Below are 26336 nucleotides of genomic sequence, written 5' to 3'. Positions count from 1 at the left end.
TTCGGAAACAGCGCCTGCCCGTGATCCTCTATTTTCCTACACACTTTTATTGACGCGCTGAATTAAGGTGTGTGTGCAGTTCCCATGGAACTGGACTGGGACGAACAGAAGCGCGAACGCACCCTGCAAGAGCGGGGCATGGACCTTGCCAGCGTAGCAGAGGCCGATTGGGACGAAGCTCTGACGGTCGAGGACAGCCGCACCGACTATGGCGAAGCGCGCTTTGTCGGTCTGGTTCCGATCAATGAGCGGCTTTGCGTCGTGGCGTGGTGCGTTCGGGGCGACAAGCTCCGGGTCATCAGCCTGCGCAAGGCCAATGACGGGAAAGGAAGCGCTATGACGAAAGCTAAGCCCTGCATCGGTGAAGATGGCGAGGTCGGGGAACTGGAGGATCATTTCTTTGACCATGCCCGCCGGGGTCGCCCGCCGATGCCGAGCGGCACGAAGAAAATCCGCCAGAACTTCATGATCGAGCCGGATATTGCGGCGCAGTTGGAAGGCATCGAGAACAAGAGCGCCTTTGTCAACGAGGCGCTGCGCAAGGCCCTGGGCGCGGCCTGACCGTCACCCCCTTAGCCGCAGCACGTGCCCGTTCGAGACTGTCCGATATTTTGTGTTCTGACGCTATTTGTCAGGCCATTGGGCAACGTTCTTCGAAGATGTTGGCGATCTGGCTTCTGACAGCATGCCATTCGCGCACCGATCTCTTCCACTCGGTCGATGTCGCATTGGGCGCCAGCCAGATCAATTTCGCCGCTGCGTCGTCGCTTGGGAAGCGGCCCCGGGCTCTGACGGCGCGGCGGATTTTCAAGTTCAAGGCCTCAATGGAATTCGTGGTGCAGATCACCGGTCCGAACTGATGGCTGAGGCTCCTGCGTCTCGCGCGGGTAGGCCCGGACAAACAGCATCCGGCTGTGGCAGAGGCGCGAAGATCAGCGGCACATAGGCGACGGCCGAAGCCTCCTGTTCCTCCTTGGACCACGAGGCCGCGTAGCGCCGGACAGCATCGTGGCCACCGTCATGGCCGAGGGACCGGAGTTCCTCGAAGATCCTGATCAGGGTCAGGCGCTCGCGCTTCGGTTTCCGGGCGTTTGCCGCCAGCATCTCGTCGAGCTTGTTTTTCCAGGGGCCGATCTTCGGCAACGGCTGGATTGTCCGTTCATAGGTCAGTTCCGTTACACCGGATCGGATCACCTTCCGCACCGTGTTCCGAGAAACCCGCAACTCCCCGCAGATCTGCTTGATCGTCTTCTGCTCCTGGAAATACGCCCGACGGATCTTCGCAATCGTCTCCACAACCAGCATTCCGCACCGCGCCTCCAATGACCTCAGGGGCATCATGAACATCAGTGTAAGGGGGGCAGTTTTGGAAGTCGATCACCCCGTTACAGGGTCAGTTGTCCATGCCGGTTCACAGCGTGGACAGCAACTTGCCGAGGCGTCGCGCCAATTCGCTTTTGCCAATGCCGGGCGGGCCGGTGAGCTGGAGTGGCGGGATCGTGAGACCCGGATCCCCTCGCGCCACGAGCGGCGCATGGCGTGCCAAACCACCTCGGTGGCGGGGGCCATCCAGGGCATGTCCCCGTGCAAGGCCGCGGCCAGTTCGTCGGCATGATGCTCATTCCGGATGGAGATCAGCCGCGCACCACCCTTCAGCACCTCAAGCCGCTCACGGTCATCGCGCTTGAGATGTTCAAGGCCGGAGGCCGCCTTGCGACATTCCAGGATCCGCTTGACCCGACGCTTGATGCGGGCCTCGTCGTCATCGCTGAACCTGATGATACCCATCAGATCCGCGTCCGAGATTTCGCCTGGCGCATCGACCTCGTCCGGCGAGGCCGGAAGGTCCGGGCGGGTCCTCCTTCTGCGCAACCTGTGCAGATGCCGCGCGAGGCGGGCTTCGAGTTCGAGACGGCCCTCAATGAAGGGGATGGTGGACATGGGAATACTCCGGGCATGAGGGGGCTATCGGCCGGAGAAGATCAGGCCGCGCAGCAGCAGTTCGGCCTCACCGTCCTCGGGCACCTCGTCGGGATAGCCGAGCGAGACGTTGATGACCGGCGCGCCGCGGATGCGTGCCGAGAGCGGCCGGTGGGTATGGCCGAAGAACCAGCAGTCGGGCCGGTGCGCCTCGATCCAGCCCTCCAGATCGGACGCGAAGGCCGGGCTGAGCTGGGACAAGGGGCCGGAGACCGCTGCGCTCGGAGCGTGATGGGTGACGATCACGGTTTGGCCGGGCCAAGGCCGGGCAATTTCCCGCGTCAGCCAGTCGAGGTGATCGCGGTGGATCTCGACGGTATCCTCGGGACTGATCAGGTCACCGCCCGCCCGGAAGATCCGGTCGTAATCCGGCATTGCCAATGCCGCCCGTTCCATCGCAATGGCCGGATCCCCAAGCAGGGCGAAATCCGTCCAGAGCGTGCAGCACAGCAGTCGGCATCTGCCGAAGGTCAGAACCAGCTTCTGGGCAAGGCTCACCCCGGCGGCTTTGGCAAGCTCATCGAGCGGTCCATCATCGAGCGTGGCGCCATAATAATCATGGTTACCCGGGATCACCCAGACCCGGGCGGGTGAGACCAGCCGCACGATCCGGGTCAGCGCCCAGGGCCAGTTCCGCTGCGGATCATTCGCCAGGTCGCCCGCGATGATCAGCGCATCAAGGTCGCGCAACACCGGCAGGGTGCCTGCGAACGGATCGCGCCCGGCATGCGCCCAGAGGTCGAGATGCAGGTCGGCTGTGATCAGGATGGTCATTGGATGTGCTCCTCTGCGGCGGGAGTGAGTTCGATCCGGCCCTCGTTGGGATCGAAGAGGCGGGTCTCGAAAAATGGGACACGGGACATGAGGGGTTCCTTTTGGCAAAGCGGCGCCAGCAGCCGGAAACCGGCCGGGCCGTTACAACGGAGGTGGGACGGGGCAGGGGCCGTCGTTCGCCTCAGCGGGGATGGGCGGGCATCCGGGCCGGGCAGGGCGATGATTGCGCCCGGGCGTCTTGCACCGGATATTCGCTCTTTGCGGCGCCGGCATCGCCCCGGTTGGTTTCATATCGCGACATCGTGTCGACCTTTGAGGCATGGCTCCGCCGTTCGGAAAGGCGGCGCTTTCCGGCGGAAAGGTGGTGGTCAGGAGGTTCCGGAGATCTGGCGACGCTCAGGCCGTTCCATCGCTCCGGATCGGATTGAGGCGACCTTGCCGGGCCGCATCCCGACGGTCAACGGGTCAGGCTCAAAGCCCGATGACGGAGCACGGGCTCGGACGTCATCCGGAGAGATTCCATCAACTGATTGAAATCAAAGAGTTTCAATCATGGACAACTACGGCAATGGCCAGCAATTGGTTGTATAATGGTCAAAAAGGGGCCCGAATGGCCATTATTTCGGTTGTTCGACACTTTCAACCGCGAGGCATAAAACATGCCGATAATCCGTATTATGTAAATTTAATATCGTCTTTCGTAGCCGGACATTCGTCCCGAAATATCAGCCACGCGCCGCGATGGAAATCGCCTCAGCTTGGCTACAGGTGCAACGATCAGGAAGCGATATCAGCCCGGACGGGTAAGCGTTGAAGGTCGTGATGCTTATCTGCATAATCCCGACCAGATGCGGAGCAATGTTTCGCTGCCGGGACAAGGAGAAATCATGGCCGTCACACCCCCTGTCTGCGATTTTGGTGCAGAAGCGCCTGATTTTTCCCTGCCGGATCCCGACGGCCGCATTCACCATCTGAATGACATAAAGGGAAAGAACGGTACTCTGGTGATGTTCATCTGCAATCACTGTCCCTATGTTCAGGCCGTGATCGACCGTATTCTGCGCGACGCTCAGGACATGGCAAAGGCCGGGATCGGGGTGGTTGCGATTTCGTCCAACGATGTCGCGGAACATCCGCAAGACGGCCCCGAACAGATGCGCGAGGAAGCGCGGAAACACGGCTTCACCTTTCCTTATCTTTATGATGAAAGCCAGTCTGTGGCAAAGGCTTACGGCGCGGAATGCACACCGGATTTCTTTGGCTACAATGCCGATGGCAAGCTGCAATATCGCGGCCGGCTGGATGCCTCGGGCCGCCAGCCCGGTCCGCCCGATGCACGCCGTGAATTGTTCGAGGCGATGCTGATGATCGCCGAAACCGGGCAAGGCCCGCAAGATCAGGTGCCCTCGATGGGCTGTTCAATCAAATGGAAACGCCAGTGACTGTCTGCTACGCCCCCTGCCCGATTGTTTTCGACCTTGACGGCACGCTGATCGACAGCGCGCCCGATATACAGGATTGCGTGAACAAAACCCTTGCGACCCAATCGGTTGAGCCGCTTTCCCTGCAAACCGTGCGCAGTTTCGTCGGCGGTGGCGTCGATGTGCTGTGGCAGAAAATCATCGCGGCGACCGGGCTGCCGCCGGCGCGCCACGCCGATCTGGTTGGCGATTTCATGAGATCTTATCATACGGCGACCTCGCTGACCGTGATGCTTCCGGGCGTGGCCGAGGCGCTTGAGGTGCTGGCCGCGCGGGGTCACCCTCTGGCGATCTGCACGAACAAGCCGCTTGGCCCGACCAGGGCGGTCATCGAACACCTTGGACTTTCAGGATATTTCCAGTTCATCATCGGCGGCGATCTGATGGCCGAGAAAAAGCCCGATCCCGCGCCGCTGCGCGCGGCCTTTACCGGGATTGGCGCCGATCCGCAAAAGCCCGTGGGCATCTACGTCGGCGACAGCGAATATGACGCGACCTGTGCGGCGCGCGTTCCGGTGCCCTTTCTGCTTTATACGCAGGGCTATCGGCAAGCGGGGCTAGAGCAGTTGCCGCATCTGGCGGCCTTTGACAACTGGGCCGATCTGCCGGGTCTGGTGGCGGCATCCGTGGAATGACCGGCGGCCTGCGATTTCTTGATCGGGTCGCCTGCATCGACCCTTGACAGCGGCATCACAAGCGCCGACCAGTATCGGCCAGTCAACAGAGGGAACCCAGATGGATCTGCGCCAGCTTACCCCCGATATCGCCGTATCCGCCCAGATCACAGCCGAGGATGTTGAGGCCCTTGCCAAGGCCGGTTTCAAGGTGCTGATCAACAACCGCCCCGACGCCGAGGTCGAGCCGGGGCTGGACAGCAGATCCATCGGCATGCTGGCCCAGGACGCCGGTCTGGAATACCGCTATATCCCTTTACCCCCGGCGAAATCACCCCGCAGATGATTTCGGCCTTTACCGAGGCGATGAGCCTGCCCGGCCCCAAGGCGGCCTATTGCCGTTCGGGCAACCGCTCGACCGTGCTCTGGGCGCTGTCGCAGGCCCATCTGCGCCCCGCCGATGAGCTGAGCGAAACCGCCGCGCGGGCCGGATATGATCTTTCGGGGGTTCGTCCCCTGCTGGAATCGCTGGCACGCTGAACCGCCACATGGCCCCACGCCACGGAACCTGAAACGGATATCCGGCGTTCTGTGATCATGGCGGAACCCAAGCGGTTTCCGTGCCTTAACGACAGGGGGAATATATGCATTCGATCATCTACATCGTCGGCTTGGTTGTCGTCGTCCTGTTCATTCTGGGACTGCTTGGCCTGCGCTAGCGAACGGCCGGTTCGTTTCTGCTGGTCATTCCGGCGTCTCTGGGTTACGGGGGCGCCAAGATCTGAAAGGCCAGAAACTGATGGACATTCGCAATATCGCGATCATCGCGCACGTCGACCACGGCAAGACGACCATGGTCGACCAGCTACTGAAACAATCCGGCTCGTTTCGCGAGAACCAGGCCGTGGCCGAGCGGGTCATGGACAGCAACGATATCGAGCGGGAACGCGGTATCACCATCCTTGCCAAGGCGACCTCGGTCGAGTGGAAAGGCACCCGTATCAATATCGTCGACACGCCCGGCCACGCCGATTTCGGCGGTGAGGTCGAACGCATCCTGTCGATGGTCGACGGCGTCTGCCTGCTAGTCGATGCCGCCGAAGGGCCAATGCCGCAGACGAAATTCGTGACCTCGAAGGCGCTGGCGCTCGGGCTGCGCCCGATCGTCGTGCTGAACAAGGTCGACAAGCCCGCAGCCGACCCCGATCGCGCGCTGGACGAGGTGTTCGATCTGTTCGCAAATCTTGGCGCAAGTGACGAACAGCTTGATTTTCCGCATCTTTATGCCTCTGGCATCGGTGGCTGGGCGGATGAGGCGCTGGACGGCCCGCGTCAGGATCTGTCGGCCATGTTCGACCTGATCACCCGCCACGTTCCCGCCCCGAAACAGCTTGAACGCATCGACCAGCCCTTTCAGATGCTGGCGACGACGCTTGGCGCCGATCCCTTTATCGGTCGCATCCTGACTGGCCGCGTCGAAGCGGGCCGGGCCAAGGCAGGCGACACGATCAAGGCGCTGTCGCGTAATGGCGAACGGATCGAGCAGTTCCGGATTTCCAAGGTTCTGGCCTTCCGCGGCCTGACCCAACAGCCCATTGATGAGGCCGTGGCCGGTGATATCGTCACCATCGCGGGCATGGCCAAGGCGACCGTGGCCGACACCCTGGCCGCGCTGGAGGTCGAAACCGCCCTGCCCGCCCAGCCCATCGACCCGCCGACCATCAGCGTCACCTTTGGCATCAACGACAGCCCGCTGGCCGGCCGCGATGGCAACAAGGTCCAGTCGCGCGTCATCCGCGAACGCCTGATGCGTGAAGCCGAGGTCAATGTCGCGATCAAGGTCGAGGATACGCCGGGCGGCGACGCCTTTGTCGTTTCCGGCCGGGGCGAATTGCAGATGGGCGTGCTGATCGAAAACATGCGCCGCGAAGGCTTTGAACTGTCGATTTCGCGTCCCCGCGTGATTTTCCAGGACATCGACGGCGTGCGCCACGAACCCATCGAGGAAGCCATCATCGACGTCGATGACGAATATACCGGCGCGGTGATCGACAAGCTGACCGGCGCGCGCAAGGGCGATCTGGTCGAGATGAAGCCCGCAGGCCATGGCAAGACCCGCATCGTCGCGCATGTGCCGTCCCGTGGCCTGATCGGCTATCAGGGCGAATTCATGACCGACACGCGCGGCAATGGCGTTCTGAACCGCATCTTTCATAGCTGGGCCCCCTATAAGGGGCCGATACAGGGCCGCCGTCAGGGCGTGTTGATTTCTATGGAGGATGGCGTTTCCGTCGCCTATGCGCTGTGGAACCTGGAAGAGCGTGGCAAGATGTTCATCGGCGCGCAGGAACAGGTCTATCAGGGCATGATCATCGGCGAACATTCCCGCGACAACGATCTAGAAGTGAACCCGCTGAAAGGCAAAAAGCTGACCAACGTCCGTGCCTCGGGCACGGATGAGGCGGTGCGCCTGACGCCCCCGGTCCGCATGTCGCTGGAAGAGGCCATCGCCTATATCGACGACGACGAACTGGTCGAGGTCACGCCCAAGAACATCCGCCTGCGCAAGCGCTATCTGGACCCGCACGAACGCAAGCGGCAATCGCGCGAAGCTTCGTGACAAATCCCCTTTACGCCACGTCAAAACGGACTTTTGTTGGCCCGCAAACCTGTTAAGGTTGAAACACCAACAGGGATTCCTACGATGTCGGGTAAGGGAAACAATTACCAGCAGATCATTCTGATCGCGGTGCAACTGCTCGAAAAAACCGGAGAGTTTCCGACATCCCTCGGCGCGCTCTCCGGTGAGATATCTGGCCTGTCGGCGAAAGAAGTGGCCGGCGATTTCCAAAACATCGAGGCCCTGCATACCGCGGTCCTGGATCACGCCACCGTCCTGCTGGCCGATGCAATGGGACATGCCATGGCCACGGCGGATGCCGATGATCCCCGCGCCCAGCTTCTGGCACTGGGCACGGCGTTTTTCGATTGGGGCTTTGCCAATCGGACCCTGTTTTCGCTGCTGGCCAAGGCGCTTTTCGACCCGCGCGCTTCTGAAGGCGAAGTGCTGGCGAGGCATCGCCATGCCATCCGCGATCTGGTGGAACGCAAACTGCACGAAAGCCAGACGCGCGGGCTGATCAGCGATGAATTGCCGGTGCCGATCCTGCTGACCAATACGCAAAGCCTCATTCTGGGCATCAGTTCGATGCTGGTGCAGGACCGCCTTGATCCCTGGTATAAGGGCGACAAGATCGATCTGCACACGCTGTGCCACAGGATGGTAGAGTTGCAGATCGACCTGATGTTTCACAACCGCGACTGACACCGCGCTGTAGCACGACAATCCCTGCCCGCATCGCGGGCAAGGCCATTCCGGTGGTGGCCTGTCAGATATGGGCCTGTCAGATCTGGCGTTCAGGCAGGTTCACCACCAGACCGTCCAGTTCCTCGGTGACCTTGAGCTGGCAGGTCAGGCGCGACAGCACGGGATCGGGCTGCCAGGCGAAATCCAGCATGTCTTCTTCCATCGGGTCCTTGGCGGGCAGGCGGTCAACCCATTCTGCCGCGACATAGACATGGCAGGTCGAACAGGCGCAGGCGCCGCCGCAATCCGCCTCGATCCCGGGGATGCCATTGTCGCGCGCGCCCTCCATCACGGTCATGCCGGGCTGGACGTCGACTTCATGTGCGGTGCCGTTGTGCTCGATATAGGTAATCTTCGCCATGGGTGCCTTCCTTCGCTATCCTTGGGCAGATAGGCCAAGACGGAGGCCAAGGAAAGACCCGCCCCCATCCGCGCCCGTCAGGCCCGGCGGCTCAGACCTTGCGCAGGGCCAGAACCGCGTTCAGCCCGCCAAAGGCAAAGGCATTCGACAGGACCGCATCGACCTGCGCGTCACGCGCGACATTCGGCACCACGTCCAGCGCGCATTCGGGGTCGGGTTCCTCATAGCCGATGGTGGGCGCGATCACGCCCTCGCGCAGCGCCATGAGACAGGCCAGCAGTTCCACCGCGCCGGTGCCCCCGATCAGATGGCCATGCATGGATTTGGTCGACGAAATCATCAGCCGGTCGGCATGGTGGCCGAAGGCATGGGCGACGGCGGCGCATTCGGTCTTGTCATTGGCGGCCGTGCCGGTGCCATGGGCGTTGATATAGCCGACTTCTTCAGGACGCATGCCGGCATCCAGCATCGCCCCGCTGATCGCCCGTTGCGCCCCGATGGCCGAAGGCATGACGATATCCTGCGCGTCCGAGGACATGGAAAAGCCCACGACCTCGGCCAGAATATCGGCGCCGCGCGCCACCGCATGATCCCAATCCTCGAAAACGAAGATCCCGGCGCCCTCGCCCTGAACCATGCCGTTGCGGGTTGCCGAAAACGGGCGGCAGGCGTCCTTGGACATGACCCGCAGACCTTCCCATGCCTTGACCCCGCCAAAGCACAGCATCGATTCCGAACCGCCGGTCAGAACGACCTTGGCCGAACCCGAGCGGATCATGTTGAAGGCCAGCCCCATCGCATGGTTCGAACTGGCGCAGGCCGTCGCCACCGTGAAACTGGGGCCAAGCAGGCCATATTCCATGCTGACATGGCTGGCTGCGGCATTGTTCATCAGCTTCGGGACGACAAAGGGGTGGACGCGGTTTTTCCCTTCTTCGTAGACCGTGCGGTAGTTTTCATCCCAGGTGTTGACCCCGCCCGCGGCGGTTCCAAGGATCACCCCCGACATCAGCCCCAGATCGCCGTCAAAGATCAGGCCGGACTGTTCCACCGCCTCGCGCGCGGCCAGCAGGGTGAACTGGGTGAACTTGTCATACAGGACGATCTGCTGGCGGTTGAAATGGTCTTCGGCCTTCCAGCCCTGAACCTGCCCGCCGATCCGGATGGTCAGCCGTTCGACATCGCGGAAATCCAGCTGACCGATGCCGCAGCGCCCCTCGCGCATCGCCTCATAGGTCTGGGCGGTGTTCAGGCCAAGCGCGTTGACCGTCCCTGCCCCGGTGATCGCGACCCGGGACAGGCCAGAGTTGGCCTTGCCCATGATCGCGCGGCCGATCATCACACGCGCGAACTTGGTGGCTTTCTTGACCTTGCCCGGCTTGCGCTGCTTTGCGACCTTGATCTTCTTGGCGTTCATGCTTTGTCGGCCACCAGCTTTTCGACGGCCGCGATGATCGAGCCCATGGTCGAAATGTCGAAATCCGACTTTTCCGGCTCATTGGCGTTGAAGGGAACCGAGATGTCGAATTCCTCCTCGATGGCAAAGATCGATCTGACCAGCCCCAGACTGTCGATGCCGACATCCTCGGGCGTCATGTCCAGCTTGACCTGTTCGGGTTCCAGCATCGCCTGATCGGCAATGATACGGATGATGCGCGCGCGCACGTTGTCTGTCATCTCGGCCTCCAATCAACCCCGGCGCCTTGTCCTGCCGGGTCGGCCCTTATCGAGCATCTTCTTAACAGTTTCCTGAAGCTGCGCCACCTGCGCATAGAGTCGCGGCAGACGGCGGATCCCCTTCTGGATTTCGACATGGGTTTCCATCTTGACCGCCGGGCTGCCCAGAATGACGCGGCCTGCGGGGACGTTGGTATAGATTTCCGTGCCGCCGCCCGCGATCACATCGTCGCCGACAAAGATATTGTCGGACACGCCGACCTTGCCGCCCAAAACGACGCGATTGCCGATCCGGGTCGAGCCCGCGACCCCGGCCTGCCCGCAAAGCATGCAATCCTCGCCCAGGATGACGTTGTGGCCGATCTGGACCTGATTGTCGATCTTGGTGCCGCGGCCGATCCGGGTGGCACGAATCGTGCCCCGGTCGATGCCCGCCAGCGCGCCGACCTCGACATCGTCACCGATCTCGACCCCGCCAAGCGAATGGATGCGGGTCCAGTGCTGGGCCTTGATATCGCCGCGCAGGCCAAGGCTCTGCGCGGATTTCCTCGACCCCCGAAGGTTCGGGCGTGACAAAGGAAAACCCGTCCGCCTGATCGAGGCATTGGGATGCAGGATGAAACGGTCGCCGATGATCACATCATGGGCGATGCGCGCGCCCGCATGGATCAGCGCATCATCCCCGATCACGCTGCGGTCGCCGATGCTGACATGGGATGCGATGCGCGCACGCGCGCCGATCCGAACCCTCGCGCCGATGGTGACAAAGGGGCCAATGGCCGCGCCCTCGCCGATCACGGCACTGTCGTCGATGACCGTCATCGGATGGATGCCCGGCGCAGGCTCTGGCGCGGGGTCCAGCCTGCGGGTCAGCCCCGCCAGCGCCAGCCGGGGCCGCTTGAGCAGGATGGCCGCCAGCAGGCCGTGGGTTTCCGGGTTCATCCCCTCGGCCAGCAGGGCGATGCCGCCGGGGCGCAGCTTTTCGGCGTATTTCGCGGCCGTCGCGATGGCGATGTGATCCGCTCCCGCCTCGTCCGGCTCTGCCGCGCCGGCCACGACCAGCGACCCGTCGCCCCAAAGCGTGCCGCCAAGCGCCTTGGCCAGTTCCGCCACGGTGAATGTCATGGTCATCCCCTTTGCCATTCCTTGCCCCTGGCTGAGGACTTACTCTGCCGGGGCGATTTTTGCCAGTGCCGCGCGCTCGAATGCCGCAAGCAGCAAGGGGTCACGGTCATAGATGTCGGGATAGCGCCGGATCGTGCCGCTGTCGTCGGGAAAGGCCGTGAAATAGACCAGATGCACCGGCACCGGTTTTTTCAGGTTCAGATAGGTTTCCCGACCGCTGTCGATGGCGCGTTGGAATGCCGCCTCGGGGTTGTCGAAATTGCCGCGCATCAGCTCATGCGCCAGATCAAAGGGGCGCGCGATGCGGATGCAGCCGTTCGAGGCCGCCCGCGCGCTGTTGTTGAACAGCCCCTTGCTGGGCGTGTCGTGCAGATAGATATTCCAGGGGTTCGGGAACATGAATTTCACCAGCCCCAGGGCATTGTCGTCACTGGGTTTCTGGCGCAACCGGAAGGGGAAATTGCGGGCGTTGTAATTGTTGAAATTGATCCTGTCGCGCGACACGACATTGCCGTTGCCGTCCACCACATCCAGATGCGACACCGCATGGCGGTTGGCCTGCAGCTAGGGCAGGTAGTCGCGCACGGTCATCGAGCGCGGCACGTTCCAGCGCGGATTGGCGACCAGATATTCGATCTCGTCGGAAAATTCGGGTGTGCGGTAATCCGCCCCCGGCTTGCCGACGACGACGCGGGTGTCAAATACCTCGGCGCCGTTGTCGCGGATCTGGGCGGTGTAGCTGGTCAGGTTCACCCAGACATGGCGGGCGTTCAGGTCATGCCCCGCCAGCCAGCGCATCCGTTCCAGCGATATCGCGATATCGGGATTGCCGCTGTCGCTGAGACGGTTGATCATCGCCACCGTGCGCGGCCCGGCCACGCCATCCGCGCCCAGACCGGCCCGTTGCTGATAATCGCGCACCGCATCGGTCAGCGCCGTGTCATAGACCAGCGTAGCCGGGCCGGTGTCGATGCCGATGGCCGACAGCCGGGCGCGCAGGGCCAGCACATGCGGCCCCTCGGTCCCGGGTTTCCACAGCCCTTCCGGGACCAGCGGCAGGGTCGCAGGGGCGATCAGTTCGGATCTGGCGCCAAGCGCGCGCTGAAGCACCTTGTAACGCGGATCCTGCGGCTCGACTGCGGCCAGAACCGCGGCGGGGTCGTCGTCGGTGACGAAGTCCCGCAGGATATCGGCCGCGGGGCGGCGCAGCACCTCGCGCTTGATCGTCGGCTCGACCTTGCGCGGGTCGACCAGACCGCCGCCGACATCATGGGTCCAGCGCGCAAAGACGCGGGCAAAGGCCAGTTCGTCACGCGGAGGATCCAACCCGCGCGCATCCAGACTGCGCAGCCGGTCGATGTCATAGCGATGCGGCGGCAGGCCATGTTCCCCCGCCCGCCCGACGGCAGCGATCAGGGCCTGACGCAGGGGCGCGGCCTCGGGGCCGGAAAACACCGTCTGCAGCCCGTTGCTGCCGTAGAAATCCGCCAGCTCGGGCGAATTCGCCACCGCGCGGGCCAGGGCCATTTCTGCCTCGCTGAAGGTCAGGCGTGGCGCGGGGGCCGCAACCATCGGGCCCGTGCCCAACCCCTGCCCCATCGTTCCGACGGGCCAGATCGCGATGGGCCAGATCGCGGTCGAGGATACAACCAATACACGAATCAACCTGTTCAACATTTTTCGCTGCAGCCTCGATTTCTTTTCAATCGACTATACCGCAAACCGGGGAAAACTTGCCACGGCGCCCGGTTTCACCCCAATGAACAGGGGCATTTTTGCAAAAAGCATGGTGCAAATTCGCCACGCACGACCAACAATCAATAGGTTGCGCAAGGGTTGAACCGGGGGTTCGGCAGAAATTCGCCGAAAATTTCCGCATAACAACGCAAATGGAACTATATGGTTCCGCGCGACGCGGCGTGGTGACATATTGTTAGCAAGTTCGGGGTATAGCCGGACTGCCACCGTCGATGAGTGGCAATCGCAAAACGAAGCAGGACAGGCGATCAACATGACGTTTGACAGCATTTCCCGGCGCGGAATTCTGGGTGTTTTCGCGGCGACGACCGTTGTTGCCGCCCCGGTGATGGCCAATGCGTTTGGCATTCTGCGCGGAGCTGGCGACATTCGCCGGATCCGCATGTATTCCGGCCGAACGGGCGAAAGCATCGACACGGTCTATTGGGTCGAAGGCAAATATATCCGCGACGCCCTGAACGAAATCAACGTGTTCATGCGTGACTGGCGCACCGGACAGGCCATCGGCATCGATCCCCGCACGATCGACATCGCCGCCGCCTCGCACCGCCTGCTGCAGACGGATGAACCTTACATGATGTTGTCGGGCTACCGCTCGCCCCAGACCAACGCCATGTTGCGGTCGCGGTCGTCGGGCGTTGCGCGCAACTCGCTGCACATGACCGGCAAGGCCGCCGATCTGCGGCTGAAATCGCGTTCGGTCAGCCAGGTGTCGCGCGCGGCGATTTCCTGCCGTGCGGGCGGTGTCGGTCGCTATTCGCGTTCGAACTTTGTCCATATGGATTGCGGCCCGATCCGCAACTGGGGCGCCTGATCTGATCCACCGGGCGCGTGCTGGGTTTTCCTGGCCCGGCCCCGCCTGACAGGCAGATGCTTTAGATGACCGGAATGACTTGAGGGCGCGCTATGCGCCTTTTTGTCGTTCGGGCCCTGCCTGTCCTGTTACCCTGACGGCGCCCGGTCCGCATTCGCCCGGATCGGCAAACCGGCACGGACAGCCATCAAGGTGCAGATCATCCCCGAAAGCCATGTCTGAAAGCCATGAAGAAGCGCGCCGCAACGGGCGCGCTGATTGCCTATAGGACCCTGCCGCCGCGACATGCGTCACGGCAGCAGAGGCGTTGCAGCTCAGCTTACCTTGACTTGCTGAACCGCTTCGTTCAGGCGACGACCGCGCAGTTCCTCGGCCACAAGGAAGGCCAGCTCCAGCGACTGGCTGGCATTCAGGCGCGGGTCGCAGGCGGTGTGGTAGCGCGAGGACAGATCCTCATCCGTCACGGCGCGGACGCCGCCGGTGCATTCGGTCACGTCCTGGCCCGTCATCTCGAAATGCACGCCACCTGGGATCGTCCCTTCGGCCGCGTGAACGTCAAAGAATTCGCGGACCTCGCGCAGCACGGAATCGAAGGGCCGGGTCTTGTAGCCCGAGGCCGCCTTGATCGTGTTGCCATGCATCGGGTCGCAGGACCAGACGACGCTGGCGCCCTCTTCCTGCACGGCCTTGATCAGGCGCGGCAGGTGGTCGCCGACGGTGCCCGCGCCGAAACGCGCGATCAGGGTCAGGCGGCCCGGCTCATTTTCCGGGTTCAGCCGCGACATCAGCAGCTTGAGATCGTCGGCCGTGGTCGAGGGGCCGCATTTCAACCCGATCGGGTTCTGGACGCCGCGACAGAATTCGACATGCGCGCCATCGGGCTGGCGGGTGCGGTCGCCGATCCAGATCATGTGACCCGACCTCGCGACCGGCAGGCCGGTGGTCGAATCGATGCGCGACAGCGCCTCTTCATATTCCAGAAGCAGGGCCTCGTGGCTGGTATAGAATTCGACCTGCGCCAGCTCATGCGCGGTTTCGCCGGTGACGCCCGCCGCCGCCATGAAGGCCATGGCATCGCTGATGCGGTCGGCGATATCGCGGTAGCGCGCCGCTTCCTCGCCGCCGGTGAAATCGGAAATCCAGCTTTGCACGCGATGGATATCGGCATAGCCGCCGGTCGAAAAGGCGCGCAGCAGGTTCAGCGAGGCGGCAGCCTGCGTATAGGCGGCCAGCATGCGCTGCGGATCGGGCACGCGCGCCTCGGCGGTGAAGTCGAAGCCGTTGATGATATCGCCGCGATAGCTGGGCAGTTCGACGCCGCCGACGACCTCGGTCGCGGCGCTGCGTGGCTTGGCGAATTGACCGGCCATGCGGCCGACCTTGACGACCGGCAGTTGCGCGCCCCAGGTCAGGACGACCGCCATCTGCAGCATCACCTTGAAGGTGTCGCGGATGTTGTCGGCGGAAAACTCGCTGAAGCTTTCGGCGCAATCGCCACCCTGCAGCAGGAACGCTCGGCCCTGCGCGACATCGGCCAGATGGGCGCGCAACCGGCGTGCCTCGCCGGCAAAGACCAGCGGCGGATATTTCGCAAGCTGCGCCTCGACCGCCGCCGCGGACGCGGCATCGGGATAGTCGGGCATCTGCACACGCGGCCGGTCGCGCCAGCCACGCTTGTCCCATGCCTGCGTTGCGGCTGCGGGGGTGCGGGGGGTCTGTGCCATGATCGGGTCCTTAGCTCTTTCCGCGCCTGATATAGTGACCAAACCGCAAAAGGGAAAGCCTTGCGCGACAGGCGAATGACTGCTGTGGTGAAACATAGTCAAACGCGCGAACGCCATGTCACACACAGCACCCCTCGCCCCGCTCGGCGCCGAGCGACCACGGCGCTACATCTTTCTGCTTCTGGACCGGTTCACGATGGTCGCCTTCGCTGCCGCCATCGAGCCTCTGCGTCTGGCCAATCAGATCTCGGGAAAACAACTATATAGCTGGGTTCTGGTGGGCGAAAACGGCCGCGAGGCGGTCTGTTCCAACGGCGCCCGGCTGGTCCTGAATGCCGGTCTGGACGAATTCCGCCGCGACGACACGATCCTGATTTGCGGCGGGGTCGAGATCGCGCGGACCGCGACTCGGCCGGTTCTGGGATGGTTGCGACGCGAGGCGCGACGCGGTGCGCGGCTTGGTGCGCTGTGCACCGGGGCCTGGGTGCTGGCTGAAACCGGTCTTCTGGATGGAAGACGTGCGACAATTCACTGGGAATACCAAGACGGCTTTGCCGAGGATTTCCCCGAGGTCGAACTGATCCGCAGCGTCTTTGTCGAGGATGGGCCCTTTCTGACCGCGGCGGGCGGGACGGCGGCCATTGACCTGATCCTGCGCCAGATCGCCCGCGATCAGGGGCCGGAACTGACCGCCAGGGTTGCCGATCAGATGATCCACACCGCGATCCGCAACGAAGACGACCAGCAGCGCCTGTCGATCCCGACCCGGATCGGCGTGCGCCACCCGCGTCTCGCCTCGATCGTCGCCCGGATGGAGGCGAATCTCGAAGACCTGGTCAGCCCCGCCCGGCTGGCCGCCGATGCGGGCATGTCGCCGCGCCAGCTGGAGCGGCTGTTCGCGCGCTATCTGGGGCGCTCGCCGAAACGCTACTATATGGAAATCCGGCTGGAGCGGGCGCGCAACCTGCTGATGCAGACCGATATGAGCGTCATGGAAATCGCGCTGGCCTGCGGCTTTGCCAGCGCGGCGCATTTTTCGAAATGCTACCGCAGCGCCTATGACACGACCCCCTATCGCCAGCGCGGCACCCGTTCGGCCGATGCGGTCGGGGCGGTTTTCCCGGACGAATTCGCCCCGGAACCAGGTGCGGATCCGGGCATGGATCCGGGCCTGGATCTGGGCGACGAACAGCCCTTTGACGACCCGTCCGGCACGGCCGGCACGGCCGGCACGGACGCCCTGCCCCGGTGGCGTCACGGCTGAGCCGAAATGCCTTAACGTTCCGGCCCCGATCACCCGCGACGGGGCCGGATGCGGCGCCTAGACGCTTTTCTTTTAATCAAACCGCTTATAGCCTTGAGTGCAGGACAACGATCCACTCAGGGGGAAAAGATGAAGAAGTTCCTTATGGCTACGGCCGCCAGCGCAATTCTGGCCGGTGCCGCCTCGGCCGAGGACATCAAGCTGGGCATTTCGATGGGCTTTACCGGCCCGCTGGAATCCATGTCGCCGAATATGGCAGCATCGGTCGAGCTTGCCGTGAAGGAAGCCAACGACAGCGGCAAGCTGCTTGACGGTTCGACCGTCAGCACCGTGCGCGCCGACAATACCTGCACCGACGCTGCCGCCGCCGTCGCTGCGGTCGAACGCATCGTCACCGGCGACCGCATCAACGGTCTGGTCGGCGGCATGTGTTCGGGGGAAACCATCGCCACGCTGGAACGCGTCGGCATTCCGAACGGGCTGGTCATGATCTCGCCCTCGGCGACCTCGCCCGCGCTGACCGATATCGAGGATCAGGGCCTGTTCTTCCGCACCTCGCCCTCGGACGCGCGTCAGGGCGAAGTCATGGCCGATCTCACCCTGGAAAAGGGCGTCCAGTCGGTCGCCGTGACCTATACCAACAACGATTACGGCAAGGGTCTGGCCGACAGTTTCGCCCAGTTCTACAAGGAAAAAGGCGGCACCGTGACCGTCGTTTCCGCCCATGACGACGGCAAGGCCGATTATTCGGCCGAGGTCGCCGCACTGGCCGCGGCGGGCGGCGATGCGCTGGTCGTGGCGGGCTATGTCGATCAGGGCGGTTCGGGCATCGTGCGCGGCGCGCTGGATTCGGGCGCGTTTTCGACCTTTGTCTTTCCGGACGGGATGATCGGTCAGGCGCTGGTCGACCGGTTCGGCGCTGAACTGGAAACCTCCTTCGGGCAGAACCCCTCGTCCGAGGGCGAAGGCCGTGACAAGTTCAACGCGCTGACCGAAGCCGCCGGTTTCGATGGCAACTCGGCCTTTGCGGGGGAATCCTATGATGCCGCCGCGCTGCTGATGCTGGCGATGGCCGCGGCCAATTCCTCTGACCCCAAGGTCTATAAGGACAAGGTCATGGATGTCGCCAACGAACCGGGCGAAAAAATCTATCCGGGCGAACTGGCCAAGGGGATCGAGCTGCTCTCGCAGGGTCAGGACGTGGACTATGTCGGCGCCACCTCGGTCGAGCTGATCGGACCGGGTGAATCGGCCGGCGTCTATCGCGTGCTGGACTTCGCCGGCGGCACGATGAATGTCATCGGCTTTCGCTGAGATCAAACTGGAAAGGACCCGGTCACTCGGGTCCTTTCCGTATAATCAATAAGTTAACAAGATAACTTCGCGCAAAAGCGAAGACTGGGGAGAGACATGATTCAGGTCCATGACCTGCATATGCACTTCGGCGGCTTTCGTGCTGTCGATGGTGCAAGTCTGACGATCGAAACGGGTTCGATCACCGGGCTGATCGGCCCGAATGGCGCAGGAAAGTCAACGCTTTTCAATGTGATCGCCGGAGTTCTTGAACCGACTTCGGGCCGCGTCACGATGGCGGGCGAAGATATCACCGGACTGCCGCCGCATGAGTTGTTTCACAAGGGCCTGTTGCGCACCTTTCAGCTTGCCCATGAGTTTTCCTCGATGACGGTGCGCGAAAACCTGATGATGGTTCCCGCAGGGCAAACCGGTGAAACGCTGGTCAGCACATGGCTGCACCGCGCCCGCATCCGGGACGAAGAACGCGCGCTTCGCCAGAAGGCCGATGAGGTGCTTGATTTCCTGACGATTTCCCATGTCGCCGATGAAAAGGCGGGCAACCTGTCGGGTGGTCAGAAAAAGCTGCTGGAACTGGGCCGCACGATGATGGTCGATGCAAAGATCGTCTTTCTGGACGAGGTCGGGGCCGGCGTGAACCGCACCCTTCTGGGCACCATCGGCGATGCGATTGTCCGGCTGAACAGGGAACGCGGCTATACCTTCTGCGTCATCGAACATGACATGGATTTCATCGGCCGCCTGTGCGACCCGGTGATCGTCATGGCGGCGGGCAAGGTGCTGGCGCAGGGTTCGGCCGATCACATCATGCAAAATGAATCCGTGATCGAGGCCTATTTGGGCACCGGCCTGAAAAACAAGGTGCTTCAGGAACAGGGGGCCGGCGCATGACCCAGCCCTATCTTTCCGCGACCCATATGCGCGGCGGCTATGGCAAGGCCGATATCCTGAACGATTGCACGATCACCGTCGATCGCGGCCAGATCGCCGTCATCGTCGGCCCCAATGGCGCCGGAAAATCCACCGCGATGAAGGCGGTTTTCGGGATGCTGAACCTGCGCGAAGGCACCGTCCTGCTGAACGGCGAGGACATCACCCGCCTGACCCCGCAGGAACGCGTCCACAAGGGCATGGGCTTTGTCCCCCAGACCCATAACATTTTCCCCACCATGACGGTCGAGGAAAACCTTGAAATGGGCGCCTTCACCCGGGGCGAGGATTTCAGCGACACGCTGGCGCAGGTCTATGACCTGTTCCCCGCCGTCGCGATGAAGCGGCGCCAGCGCGCGGGCGAATTGTCGGGCGGCCAGCGCCAGCAGGTCGCGGTGGGGCGCGCGCTGATGACGAAACCCTCGCTCTTGATGCTGGACGAACCCACGGCGGGCGTCAGTCCCATCGTCATGGATGAGCTGTTCGACCGCATCATCGAAATCGCCCGCACAGGCATTTCGATCCTGATGGTGGAACAGAATGCCCGGCAAGCTCTTGAAATCGCGGATATCGGCTATGTCCTTGTCCAGGGCGCGAACCGTTTCACCGACAGCGGCAAGGCCCTGATGGCCGACCCCGAGGTCCGCCGCACCTTCCTGGGGGGTTAGGGCATGGATATCCTGAACGCCCTTGTGGCAATCCTGAATTTCGTCGTCATCCCTGCCGCCGCCTATGGCGCGCAACTGGCGCTTGGCGCGCTTGGCGTGACGCTGATCTATGGCATCCTGCGTTTTTCGAACTTCGCGCATGGCGACACCATGGCCTTTGGCGCGGCGGCCTGCATCATCGTATTCTGGGGGCTGCAGGCGCTTGGCATCAGCTTGCATCCGCTGCCCACTGCCCTGCTGGCGCTGCCGGTCGCGATTGCCGTCACCGCGCTGTTGATGATCGCAACCGACCGTGTCGTCTACCGCTATTACCGCGCGAAACGGGTCGATCCGATCATCATGGTCATGGCCTCGGTGGGGGTGATGTTCGTGATGAACGGGCTGACCCGTATCATCATCGGCGTCGATGAAATCCGCTTTGACGACGGCGCGCGCTTTGTCATCAATGTCGCCGATTTCCGCGCCTGGACGGGGCTGTCCGAAGGTCTGGCCCTGCGTCAAAGCCAGGTGGTCACGCTGGTCGTCACCGCGCTGGCCTGCTGGGCGCTGTTCTGGTTCCTGAATCGCACCCGTTCGGGCAAGGCGATGCGCGCCTATTCCGACAACGAGGATCTGGCGCTGCTGTCGGGCATCGACCCCGACCGTATCGTGCGCATGACCTGGATCATCGCGGCGGCGCTGGCGACGACGGCGGGGGTGCTGTATGGTCTGGACAAAAGCTTCAAGGCTTTCAACTATTTCCAGATCCTTCTGCCGATTTTCGCGGCGGCCATCGTCGGCGGTCTGGGCAATCCGGTCGGCGCGGTGGCGGGCGGGTTCATCGTCGCCTTTTCCGAGGTCGCGATCACCTATCCCTGGCGCAAGGTCGCGGGCTATCTGTTCCCCGGCTGGCAACCCGAAGGCCTGCTGCAACTGCTGTCGACCGAATATAAGTTCGCCGTCAGCTTCGTCATCCTGATCGTCGTCCTGCTGTTCCGGCCCACCGGCCTGTTCCGCGGAAAATCCGTCTGAGAAAGGGGCAGATCATGTCAAACACACGTCAACATGACGCCTCATCCGCCTGGCGCGCGCCGGTTCTGATCGTCGTCCTGATCGCGCTTTTCGTGCTGGAGGGCACGACCCGGAACGCCATGTTTTCAGGCAGTTGGAACACATCCCTTGCAATCCTGAACATGGGGCTGATTTCAGCCGTCATGGCGCTTGGGGTGAATATGCAATGGGGCTATGCGGGGCTGTTCAACGCGGGCGTCGTGGGCTTTGTCGCGATTGGCGGGCTGGCGCCGGTGCTGATTTCGACTGGGCCGGTCGCCGGGGCGTGGGGTGCGGGCGGGCCGCGCCTGCTGCTGGCGCTGGCCGTCGGGCTGGGCGCGATTGCCCTTGCCGCCGTGCTGTGGCGGCGGCTGATGCGCCCGCTGAACGGGGTCGCCGTTCTGGTCGTGATCATCGCCGGTTTCGTCATTTACCGCGCGCTGTTCGACGTTGCCGTGACGGGGATCGAGGCGAATAATTCCGCCGCCGCCGGCAATATCGGCGGGCTTGGCCTGCCGGTCCTGCTGAGCTGGCCGGTCGGCGCGCTGTTCGCCGCCGGTGCCGCGTGGTGCATCGGCAAGGTCGCGCTTGGGCTGCGCTCCGACTATCTGGCCATCGCGACGCTTGGCATCGGTGAAATCATCGTCGCCGTCCTGCGCAACGAGGAATGGCTGGCGCGCGGCGTCAAGAACGTCACCGGCATCCCCCGCCCCGTGCCCTATGAAATCGACCTGCAACGCGATGCCGGTTTCGTCGCAAAGGCCGCCGATTTCGGGCTGGACCCGGCGACGGCATCCGGCATCTGGGTCAAGCTGTGCTATGCGGGCCTGTTCACGCTGGTTCTGGTCGCGCTGCTGGTTCTGGCGCAGCTTGCGCTGAATTCGCCCTGGGGCCGGATGATGCGCGCGATCCGCGACAATGAAACCGCAGCCGAGGCGATGGGCAAGAATGTCACCCGCCGCCATTTGCAGATCTTCGTCATCGGCTCGGCCGTGATCGGGCTGGGCGGCGCGATGATGATCACCATGGACGGGCTGATGTCACCGAACAGCTACAACCCGTTGCGCTATACCTTCGTGATCTGGGTGATGGTGATCGTCGGCGGATCCGGCAACAATCTGGGTTCGATCCTTGGCGCAATCCTGATCTGGTTCATCTGGATCAAGGCAGAGGTCTGGGGCCCGGAATTCATGGGCTTTGTCACCTCCTTCATGTCGGATGGCGCGCTGAAAAGCCATCTGATCGGATCGGCACCGCATATGCGCTTTGTCGCGATGGGGCTGGTTTTGCTGCTGGTCCTGCGCTTTTCGCCACGGGGCTTGCTGCCCGAGAAATAGCAAAAGGGGCCAGCCGGCCCCTTTTTCATTCCGCGATCAGAACGGGCGTCCGGTCGCCCGACGCAAAGCGGCGCAGCACCTGCGGATACAGGCGATGTTCCTGCACCAGCACCCGCGCGGCCAACCTGTCGGCATCATCGCCCGGCAGGACCGGCACCCGCGCCTGCCCCAGAATCGGCCCGGCATCCAGTTCCGGCGTGACCAGATGGACCGTCGCCCCGGCCTGCGCGTCGCCTGCATCCAGCGCGCGCTGATGCGTGTGCAGCCCCGGATATTTCGGCAAAAGCGAGGGGTGGATATTCAGCATCCGGTCCTGAAAGCGGCTGACGAATTCCGGCGTCAGGATGCGCATGAACCCGGCAAGGCACAGGATGTCAGGCTCGGCCCGGTCCAGATGCTCCAGCAGCGCGGATTCGAACGCGGGGCGGTCGCCCCTGTAGGCGCGGTGATCGACGGCAAAGGTCGCGACCCCGGCGGCTTCGGCCTTGGCCAGCCCGGCGGCAGCGGGATCGTTCGAGCCGACCAGAACCGCCCGCGCGGGATGGTCGTCCGTCATCGATTCCAGCAGGCGGACCATATTCGACCCGCCCCCCGAAATCAGAATGGCGACGCGTTTCACCGCAGGCTGCCGCTGTAGCGCACGCCCGCACCCGGCACGACATGGCCAAGGCGCAGGACGGTTTCGCCCGATTGCGCCAGCAGCGCGGCGAGTTCCTCGGCCCGGTCGGCTGCTACGGCCAAAATCATGCCCACGCCCGAGTTGAAGGTTTTCAGCATTTCGGATCCCGCGATCCCGCCCGCTTCGGCCAGCCAGTCAAAGACCGGGGGCAGCGTCCAGGCGTTCAGATCGACCTCGGCCCCCAGCCCTTTGGGCAGGACGCGCGGCAGGTTTTCGGTGATGCCGCCGCCGGTGATATGGGCCGCCGCATGGACGCCCCCCGCGCGGATCGCCTGCAGGACCGGGCGCACATAGAGCCGCGTCGGCACCAGCAATTCCTGCCCAAGCGTGCGCGTGGCAAAGGGCGCCGCGTCATTCCAGCCCAGCCCGGCATGTTCGGCAACCCGGCGCACCAGCGAAAAGCCGTTGGAATGCACCCCGTCCGAGCTCAGGCCCAGCAAGACATCGCCATCCGCAACATCGCGCGGAAGTGCGGTTCCGCGCTGCATGGCACCCACGGCAAAGCCCGCAAGGTCGAAGTCGCCGCCATGATACATGCCCGGCATTTCAGCGGTTTCGCCGCCGATCAGGGCGCATCCGGCGCGGTGGCAGCCCTCGGCGATACCTGCGATGACGCGCGCGGCCTCATCGACGGACAGCTTGCCGGTCGCGAAATAGTCCAGGAAAAACAGCGGCTCGGCACCCTGACAGACCAGATCGTTGACGCACATGGCGACCAGGTCGATGCCGACCTCATCGACATGGCCGGTATCGATGGCGATGCGCAGCTTGGTGCCGACACCATCGGTCGCCGCGACCAGAACCGGGTCGTCATAGCCCGCCGCCCTGGGGTCGAACAGCGCGCCAAAGCCGCCAAGCGCATCCATCACGCCCGAGCGCGCAGTCCGCGCCGCCGCAGGTTTGATCCGGTCGACCAGCGCATTGCCCGCGTCGATATCGACCCCTGCCTCGGCATAGGACAGGCCATTCTTGCGCTCGGTCATCTTTTCAAAACCCCTTTGCTGGACTGCTTTACTGGATTGCGCCTGCGATAGCGCAACCCATCCCGACAGGCAATCGGGTCATGGCTCAGCCGGGCCCGACGCGCTGCTTTTCCTTGAGCTTGGCCGCCTGTGTCACGCCCATGCCAGGGCCGGGACGGCAGGTCAGCAGGAAAAGCAGCCCCATGCCACGCCGGGGGCCGCCAGAATCATCCCTCGATCAGGACCACACGGACCAGCACGACCGGCCAGAAAACCCGCCTGTCGGCCGCCCCCTTCAGCCGGTATTCGCAGTTTGCCCCGTCTTGCAAGCCCGGGCACCCTGCTGCAGGCTTGACCTGATCCGCGCGGCTGACTAGTCAAAGCATGACCTTGCGGCGGGCCTGTAGCTCAATGGTCAGAGCAGGGCGCTCATAACGCCTTGGTTGGGGGTTCGAGTCCCTCCGGGCCTACCAATATCCTAATTTTATCCATCAATATCAACACGCTGAACGCAAAGTGCCCCCAGACCAGACGGCATTGGGGGCACTTGCCGTTTTCACACACCCGGATTGCCCCCAAGAAACGAAAAAAGGCGCCCCCGACCGGGGCGACCGGGCGGGGGCATTGCGCAATTCTGCCGATTCGGCCAGAATCACGATATGATCAAGCGACACATCTGCATCGCCCTGCTGTTCGCGGGCCTGACGGCACCGGCCACGGCGCAACAGTTCCGCACCGGCAATGACCTCTGGCCGCAGTGCATCGGGGATCGCGCCGCCGTGAACCGCTATGCCGCGGGCGCGTTCGATGCGATCATCTTCGCCCAGACCAATTTAGGCGAAGGTCAGAAATCCCGCCTGTGCGTTCCCAACGGGATCGTCGTCACGCAGGTTTCAGACATGCTCTGCAACCACCTTCGCGACACCCCAGAGGAACGGCACTATTCGGCGGCCGCGACGCTCTGGGTTGTGATGCGCGATGAGTGGGAGTGCCCGGCCGAATAGCCGGGCATCTGGTCATTCCCCGATCAGGCTTTCCAGCGCCTCGATGGTGGCGTCATAGGCCCCCATCGCCTTCGGAAACTTCTCGCGCTGACCGCGATACCATTCCAGCATGGCGGGTAGATCCGCCATCGGGAACGTCCCTGACCAATACCGCCCCCGCAGGGTGAACGTGTCGCCGTCGCGCTCTGCCTTCATCGCGCGCTTTTTTCGGATCGGTATCGATTCTGCAACCCGGTGGGGCGCCGTCATGGCGCCCCCTCGAACGGCGTGCCGTCCAGCCTGTTGACCTGATCCCCGTCGAACAGGACGTGGAACGACGGCAGGGACCGCCACAGCGTCCGGTCGGGATAGAACCGGCTGGCCCGCGTTTCGCTCGGAAACAGCGTGGTGCGATGTGCGGACTGGTTATAGGTCAGCCCGCCCGATGGCACGCCATAGGCCAGCACGTCTTGCCGCTGCATGGCGAACCGGAACCACGTTGCCGATGCGCTGGCCAGCGTGACGACGACCGTGTTGCCGTCCAGATCGGGGACCGCCGACACGATGCCGCCGTCCGCCTCGAACCCGAAGTTCGGGGCCGTGACGGCCGCCCCGCCGTGATCGTCGTAAAAATCCGACCGGTTGACCAGCGTTTCGCCGGGCCGCAGGTCGAACGATACGGTCACGGTCGCGCCGGACTTGGTGATGCTGGCCCAAGGGGTCCATTTGCGCGCTGCGTCCCGCTCCTCGCGGCACCAGTCAATGACCTCGCCAATCATCACCGACACATCAATGTCGGTGTGGATATTGTTGTCGTTGATGGTCCAAATCCGCTGGCTGGTCGCAATCTCGCCGCCGCGGTCGCGGACAGCATCATACTGCGCCATGGTCACGTCGTAGGGATCGGGCGCGGTGTTGCAGTCGCCGCCCGTCTGGCCCGCGATGATGCCGGGGCGCTGGCCCCATGTCGTCTCGCACCAATCCTGCTGCTGATCCCAAACCAGATTGATATTGCCGAGCGCGACGGCATAGGATTCGCTTTTGCTCGACGTGCCGATGTAATGGATGATCTCGCCACAGGTGACGTCAAGGTCTTGATCGACCGCCAGCCGTGCGACCTCACCCAACATGTAATAGTAATTATCTCCCTGCAACTGGCCGATCAGCATCTTGTCGAGATTCAGACCGCCGACCCCGGCATCCATCACCAGCGCGCCCTGATCCGGGTTGGCGCCAATCGTGCGGTGCAGGTAGCAGGACTGCGCCGACAGCAGGATGCCGCCTCGACCGCCAAGCGCTGGGGCGATATCGGTGATGCCGGTCGCCGGGATCGCCATATTCAGCGGCTGGTCGCCCGGCCCCCACGGCGCGACGACAGCCCCGCCCTCGGTGCGCAGGCCCGCCAGATAGGTCATCTGCCCCGCCAGCCCGTCGATCATCGCCGTTCCCATCCCGGTCCGCGCTCCACCCTCGGACTGCCGATTGTGGAGGGAAA

General features: G+C 63.3%; 25 protein-coding genes, 1 tRNA gene and 3 pseudogenes. 16 read left to right on the top strand and 13 right to left on the bottom strand.

Annotation, left to right across the window (positions count from 1 at the left end; all coding sequences use genetic code 11):
* Positions 1-84 precede the first annotated feature (84 nt).
* Complete coding sequence (locus PE067_RS10905; protein WP_276189407.1) at positions 85-561, top strand: BrnT family toxin; 477 nt, start codon at positions 85-87, stop codon at positions 559-561.
* 70 nt (positions 562-631) lie between these two features.
* Here PE067_RS10905 and PE067_RS10900 read toward each other — a convergent pair.
* The 4 genes and pseudogenes from PE067_RS10900 to PE067_RS10885 form a co-directional block, all read right to left on the bottom strand.
* A pseudogene (locus PE067_RS10900) lies at positions 632-847 on the bottom strand (transposase); the annotation flags it as partial.
* A 22-nt stretch (positions 848-869) separates the two neighbouring features.
* Positions 870-1305: pseudogene (locus PE067_RS10895) on the bottom strand (IS21 family transposase); the annotation flags it as partial.
* Between the two features lie 72 nt (positions 1306-1377).
* Positions 1378-1941, bottom strand: coding sequence for a hypothetical protein (locus PE067_RS10890; protein WP_276189406.1), 564 nt, complete (start codon positions 1939-1941; stop codon positions 1378-1380).
* A gap of 24 nt (positions 1942-1965) precedes the next feature.
* The gene (locus PE067_RS10885; RefSeq protein WP_276189405.1) at positions 1966-2754 is read right to left on the bottom strand and encodes a metallophosphoesterase; all 789 of its coding nucleotides are present in this window, start codon (positions 2752-2754) and stop codon (positions 1966-1968) included.
* A gap of 887 nt (positions 2755-3641) precedes the next feature.
* On the opposite strand from PE067_RS10885, the gene PE067_RS10880 reads away from it, so the two are divergent.
* The 6 genes from PE067_RS10880 to PE067_RS10855 all read left to right on the top strand — a co-directional run bounded on the left by PE067_RS10880 (position 3642) and on the right by PE067_RS10855 (position 8174).
* Positions 3642-4196: a thioredoxin family protein gene (locus PE067_RS10880; RefSeq protein WP_276189404.1), complete on the top strand. Its 555-nt coding sequence runs from the start codon at positions 3642-3644 to the stop codon at positions 4194-4196.
* Positions 4193-4870, top strand: a complete 678-nt coding sequence (gene gph / locus PE067_RS10875; RefSeq protein WP_276189403.1) for a phosphoglycolate phosphatase — start codon at positions 4193-4195, stop codon at positions 4868-4870. The genes PE067_RS10880 and gph overlap by 4 nt, the downstream gene beginning before the upstream one ends.
* Before the next feature lie 100 nt (positions 4871-4970).
* Complete coding sequence (locus PE067_RS10870; RefSeq protein WP_276189402.1) at positions 4971-5195, top strand: sulfur transferase domain-containing protein; 225 nt, start codon at positions 4971-4973, stop codon at positions 5193-5195.
* The gene (locus PE067_RS10865; protein ID WP_276189401.1) at positions 5192-5389 is read left to right on the top strand and encodes a hypothetical protein; all 198 of its coding nucleotides are present in this window, start codon (positions 5192-5194) and stop codon (positions 5387-5389) included. The genes PE067_RS10870 and PE067_RS10865 overlap by 4 nt, the downstream gene beginning before the upstream one ends.
* Positions 5390-5648: 259 nt before the next feature.
* Positions 5649-7469, top strand: a complete 1821-nt coding sequence (gene typA / locus PE067_RS10860) for a translational GTPase TypA (RefSeq protein WP_276189400.1) — start codon at positions 5649-5651, stop codon at positions 7467-7469.
* A gap of 84 nt (positions 7470-7553) precedes the next feature.
* The gene (locus tag PE067_RS10855; RefSeq protein ID WP_276189399.1) at positions 7554-8174 is read left to right on the top strand and encodes a hypothetical protein; all 621 of its coding nucleotides are present in this window, start codon (positions 7554-7556) and stop codon (positions 8172-8174) included.
* Between the two features lie 79 nt (positions 8175-8253).
* Here PE067_RS10855 and PE067_RS10850 read toward each other — a convergent pair whose 3' ends face one another.
* From PE067_RS10850 to PE067_RS10830, 5 genes and pseudogenes are all read right to left on the bottom strand, one after another.
* Positions 8254-8577, bottom strand: a complete 324-nt coding sequence (locus tag PE067_RS10850) for a 2Fe-2S iron-sulfur cluster-binding protein (protein WP_276189398.1) — start codon at positions 8575-8577, stop codon at positions 8254-8256.
* A gap of 91 nt (positions 8578-8668) precedes the next feature.
* Positions 8669-9877 (bottom strand): beta-ketoacyl-[acyl-carrier-protein] synthase family protein, encoded by a 1209-nt coding sequence (locus PE067_RS10845; protein ID WP_276189521.1) that lies wholly within the window; start codon positions 9875-9877, stop codon positions 8669-8671.
* A gap of 113 nt (positions 9878-9990) precedes the next feature.
* On the bottom strand, positions 9991-10254 hold the full coding sequence (locus tag PE067_RS10840) for an acyl carrier protein (RefSeq protein WP_276189397.1): 264 nt from the start codon (positions 10252-10254) through the stop codon (positions 9991-9993).
* Between the two features lie 12 nt (positions 10255-10266).
* Positions 10267-11379, bottom strand: a complete 1113-nt coding sequence (lpxD, locus tag PE067_RS10835) for a UDP-3-O-(3-hydroxymyristoyl)glucosamine N-acyltransferase (RefSeq protein WP_276189396.1) — start codon at positions 11377-11379, stop codon at positions 10267-10269.
* A gap of 39 nt (positions 11380-11418) precedes the next feature.
* Positions 11419-12906 (bottom strand): annotated as a pseudogene (locus tag PE067_RS10830) (L,D-transpeptidase family protein).
* A gap of 484 nt (positions 12907-13390) precedes the next feature.
* Between PE067_RS10830 and PE067_RS10825 the strand changes: the two are divergent.
* Positions 13391-13951, top strand: coding sequence for a DUF882 domain-containing protein (locus PE067_RS10825; RefSeq protein WP_276189395.1), 561 nt, complete (start codon positions 13391-13393; stop codon positions 13949-13951).
* 314 nt (positions 13952-14265) lie between these two features.
* Here PE067_RS10825 and PE067_RS10820 read toward each other — a convergent pair whose 3' ends face one another.
* Positions 14266-15675, bottom strand: coding sequence for a 3-deoxy-7-phosphoheptulonate synthase class II (locus PE067_RS10820; protein ID WP_276189394.1), 1410 nt, complete (start codon positions 15673-15675; stop codon positions 14266-14268).
* Positions 15676-15790: 115 nt separating this feature from the next.
* Here PE067_RS10820 and PE067_RS10815 point away from each other — a divergent pair, with 115 nt between their 5' ends.
* The 6 genes from PE067_RS10815 to PE067_RS10790 all read left to right on the top strand — a co-directional run bounded on the left by PE067_RS10815 (position 15791) and on the right by PE067_RS10790 (position 22217).
* Positions 15791-16939 (top strand): GlxA family transcriptional regulator, encoded by a 1149-nt coding sequence (locus PE067_RS10815; RefSeq protein WP_276189393.1) that lies wholly within the window; start codon positions 15791-15793, stop codon positions 16937-16939.
* Between the two features lie 129 nt (positions 16940-17068).
* A complete protein-coding gene (locus PE067_RS10810; protein ID WP_276189392.1) occupies positions 17069-18253 on the top strand; it encodes an ABC transporter substrate-binding protein in 1185 nt (394 codons plus the stop codon).
* A 96-nt stretch (positions 18254-18349) separates the two neighbouring features.
* Complete coding sequence (locus PE067_RS10805; protein WP_276189391.1) at positions 18350-19144, top strand: ABC transporter ATP-binding protein; 795 nt, start codon at positions 18350-18352, stop codon at positions 19142-19144.
* Positions 19141-19851, top strand: a complete 711-nt coding sequence (locus PE067_RS10800) for an ABC transporter ATP-binding protein (protein ID WP_276189390.1) — start codon at positions 19141-19143, stop codon at positions 19849-19851. The genes PE067_RS10805 and PE067_RS10800 overlap by 4 nt, the downstream gene beginning before the upstream one ends.
* Before the next feature lie 3 nt (positions 19852-19854).
* The gene (locus tag PE067_RS10795) at positions 19855-20862 is read left to right on the top strand and encodes a branched-chain amino acid ABC transporter permease (RefSeq protein ID WP_276189389.1); all 1008 of its coding nucleotides are present in this window, start codon (positions 19855-19857) and stop codon (positions 20860-20862) included.
* A gap of 14 nt (positions 20863-20876) precedes the next feature.
* Positions 20877-22217: a branched-chain amino acid ABC transporter permease gene (locus PE067_RS10790; RefSeq protein ID WP_276189388.1), complete on the top strand. Its 1341-nt coding sequence runs from the start codon at positions 20877-20879 to the stop codon at positions 22215-22217.
* A gap of 25 nt (positions 22218-22242) precedes the next feature.
* Here PE067_RS10790 and purN read toward each other — a convergent pair whose 3' ends face one another.
* Together purN and purM are read right to left on the bottom strand one after the other, a co-directional pair.
* On the bottom strand, positions 22243-22836 hold the full coding sequence (gene purN / locus PE067_RS10785) for a phosphoribosylglycinamide formyltransferase (protein WP_276189387.1): 594 nt from the start codon (positions 22834-22836) through the stop codon (positions 22243-22245).
* Positions 22833-23879 (bottom strand): phosphoribosylformylglycinamidine cyclo-ligase, encoded by a 1047-nt coding sequence (gene purM / locus PE067_RS10780; RefSeq protein WP_276189386.1) that lies wholly within the window; start codon positions 23877-23879, stop codon positions 22833-22835. Before purM ends, purN begins: the two co-directional genes overlap by 4 nt.
* A 376-nt stretch (positions 23880-24255) precedes the next feature.
* Between purM and PE067_RS10775 the strand changes: the two genes are divergently transcribed.
* A tRNA-Ile gene (locus PE067_RS10775) sits at positions 24256-24331 on the top strand.
* A 186-nt stretch (positions 24332-24517) separates the two neighbouring features.
* Complete coding sequence (locus PE067_RS10770) at positions 24518-24862, top strand: Rap1a/Tai family immunity protein (RefSeq protein WP_276189385.1); 345 nt, start codon at positions 24518-24520, stop codon at positions 24860-24862.
* Positions 24863-25107: 245 nt separating this feature from the next.
* Here the strand turns inward: PE067_RS10770 and PE067_RS10765 are convergent, their stop codons facing one another.
* Positions 25108-26292 (bottom strand): hypothetical protein, encoded by a 1185-nt coding sequence (locus PE067_RS10765; RefSeq protein WP_276189384.1) that lies wholly within the window; start codon positions 26290-26292, stop codon positions 25108-25110.
* Between the last annotated feature and the right edge of the window lie 44 nt (positions 26293-26336).

Origin of the sequence: Paracoccus sp. DMF-8 (assembly GCF_029309835.1) — a bacterium.
Taxonomy (GTDB): domain Bacteria; phylum Pseudomonadota; class Alphaproteobacteria; order Rhodobacterales; family Rhodobacteraceae; genus Paracoccus.
This window is presented reverse-complemented; position numbering and strand designations above follow the sequence as displayed.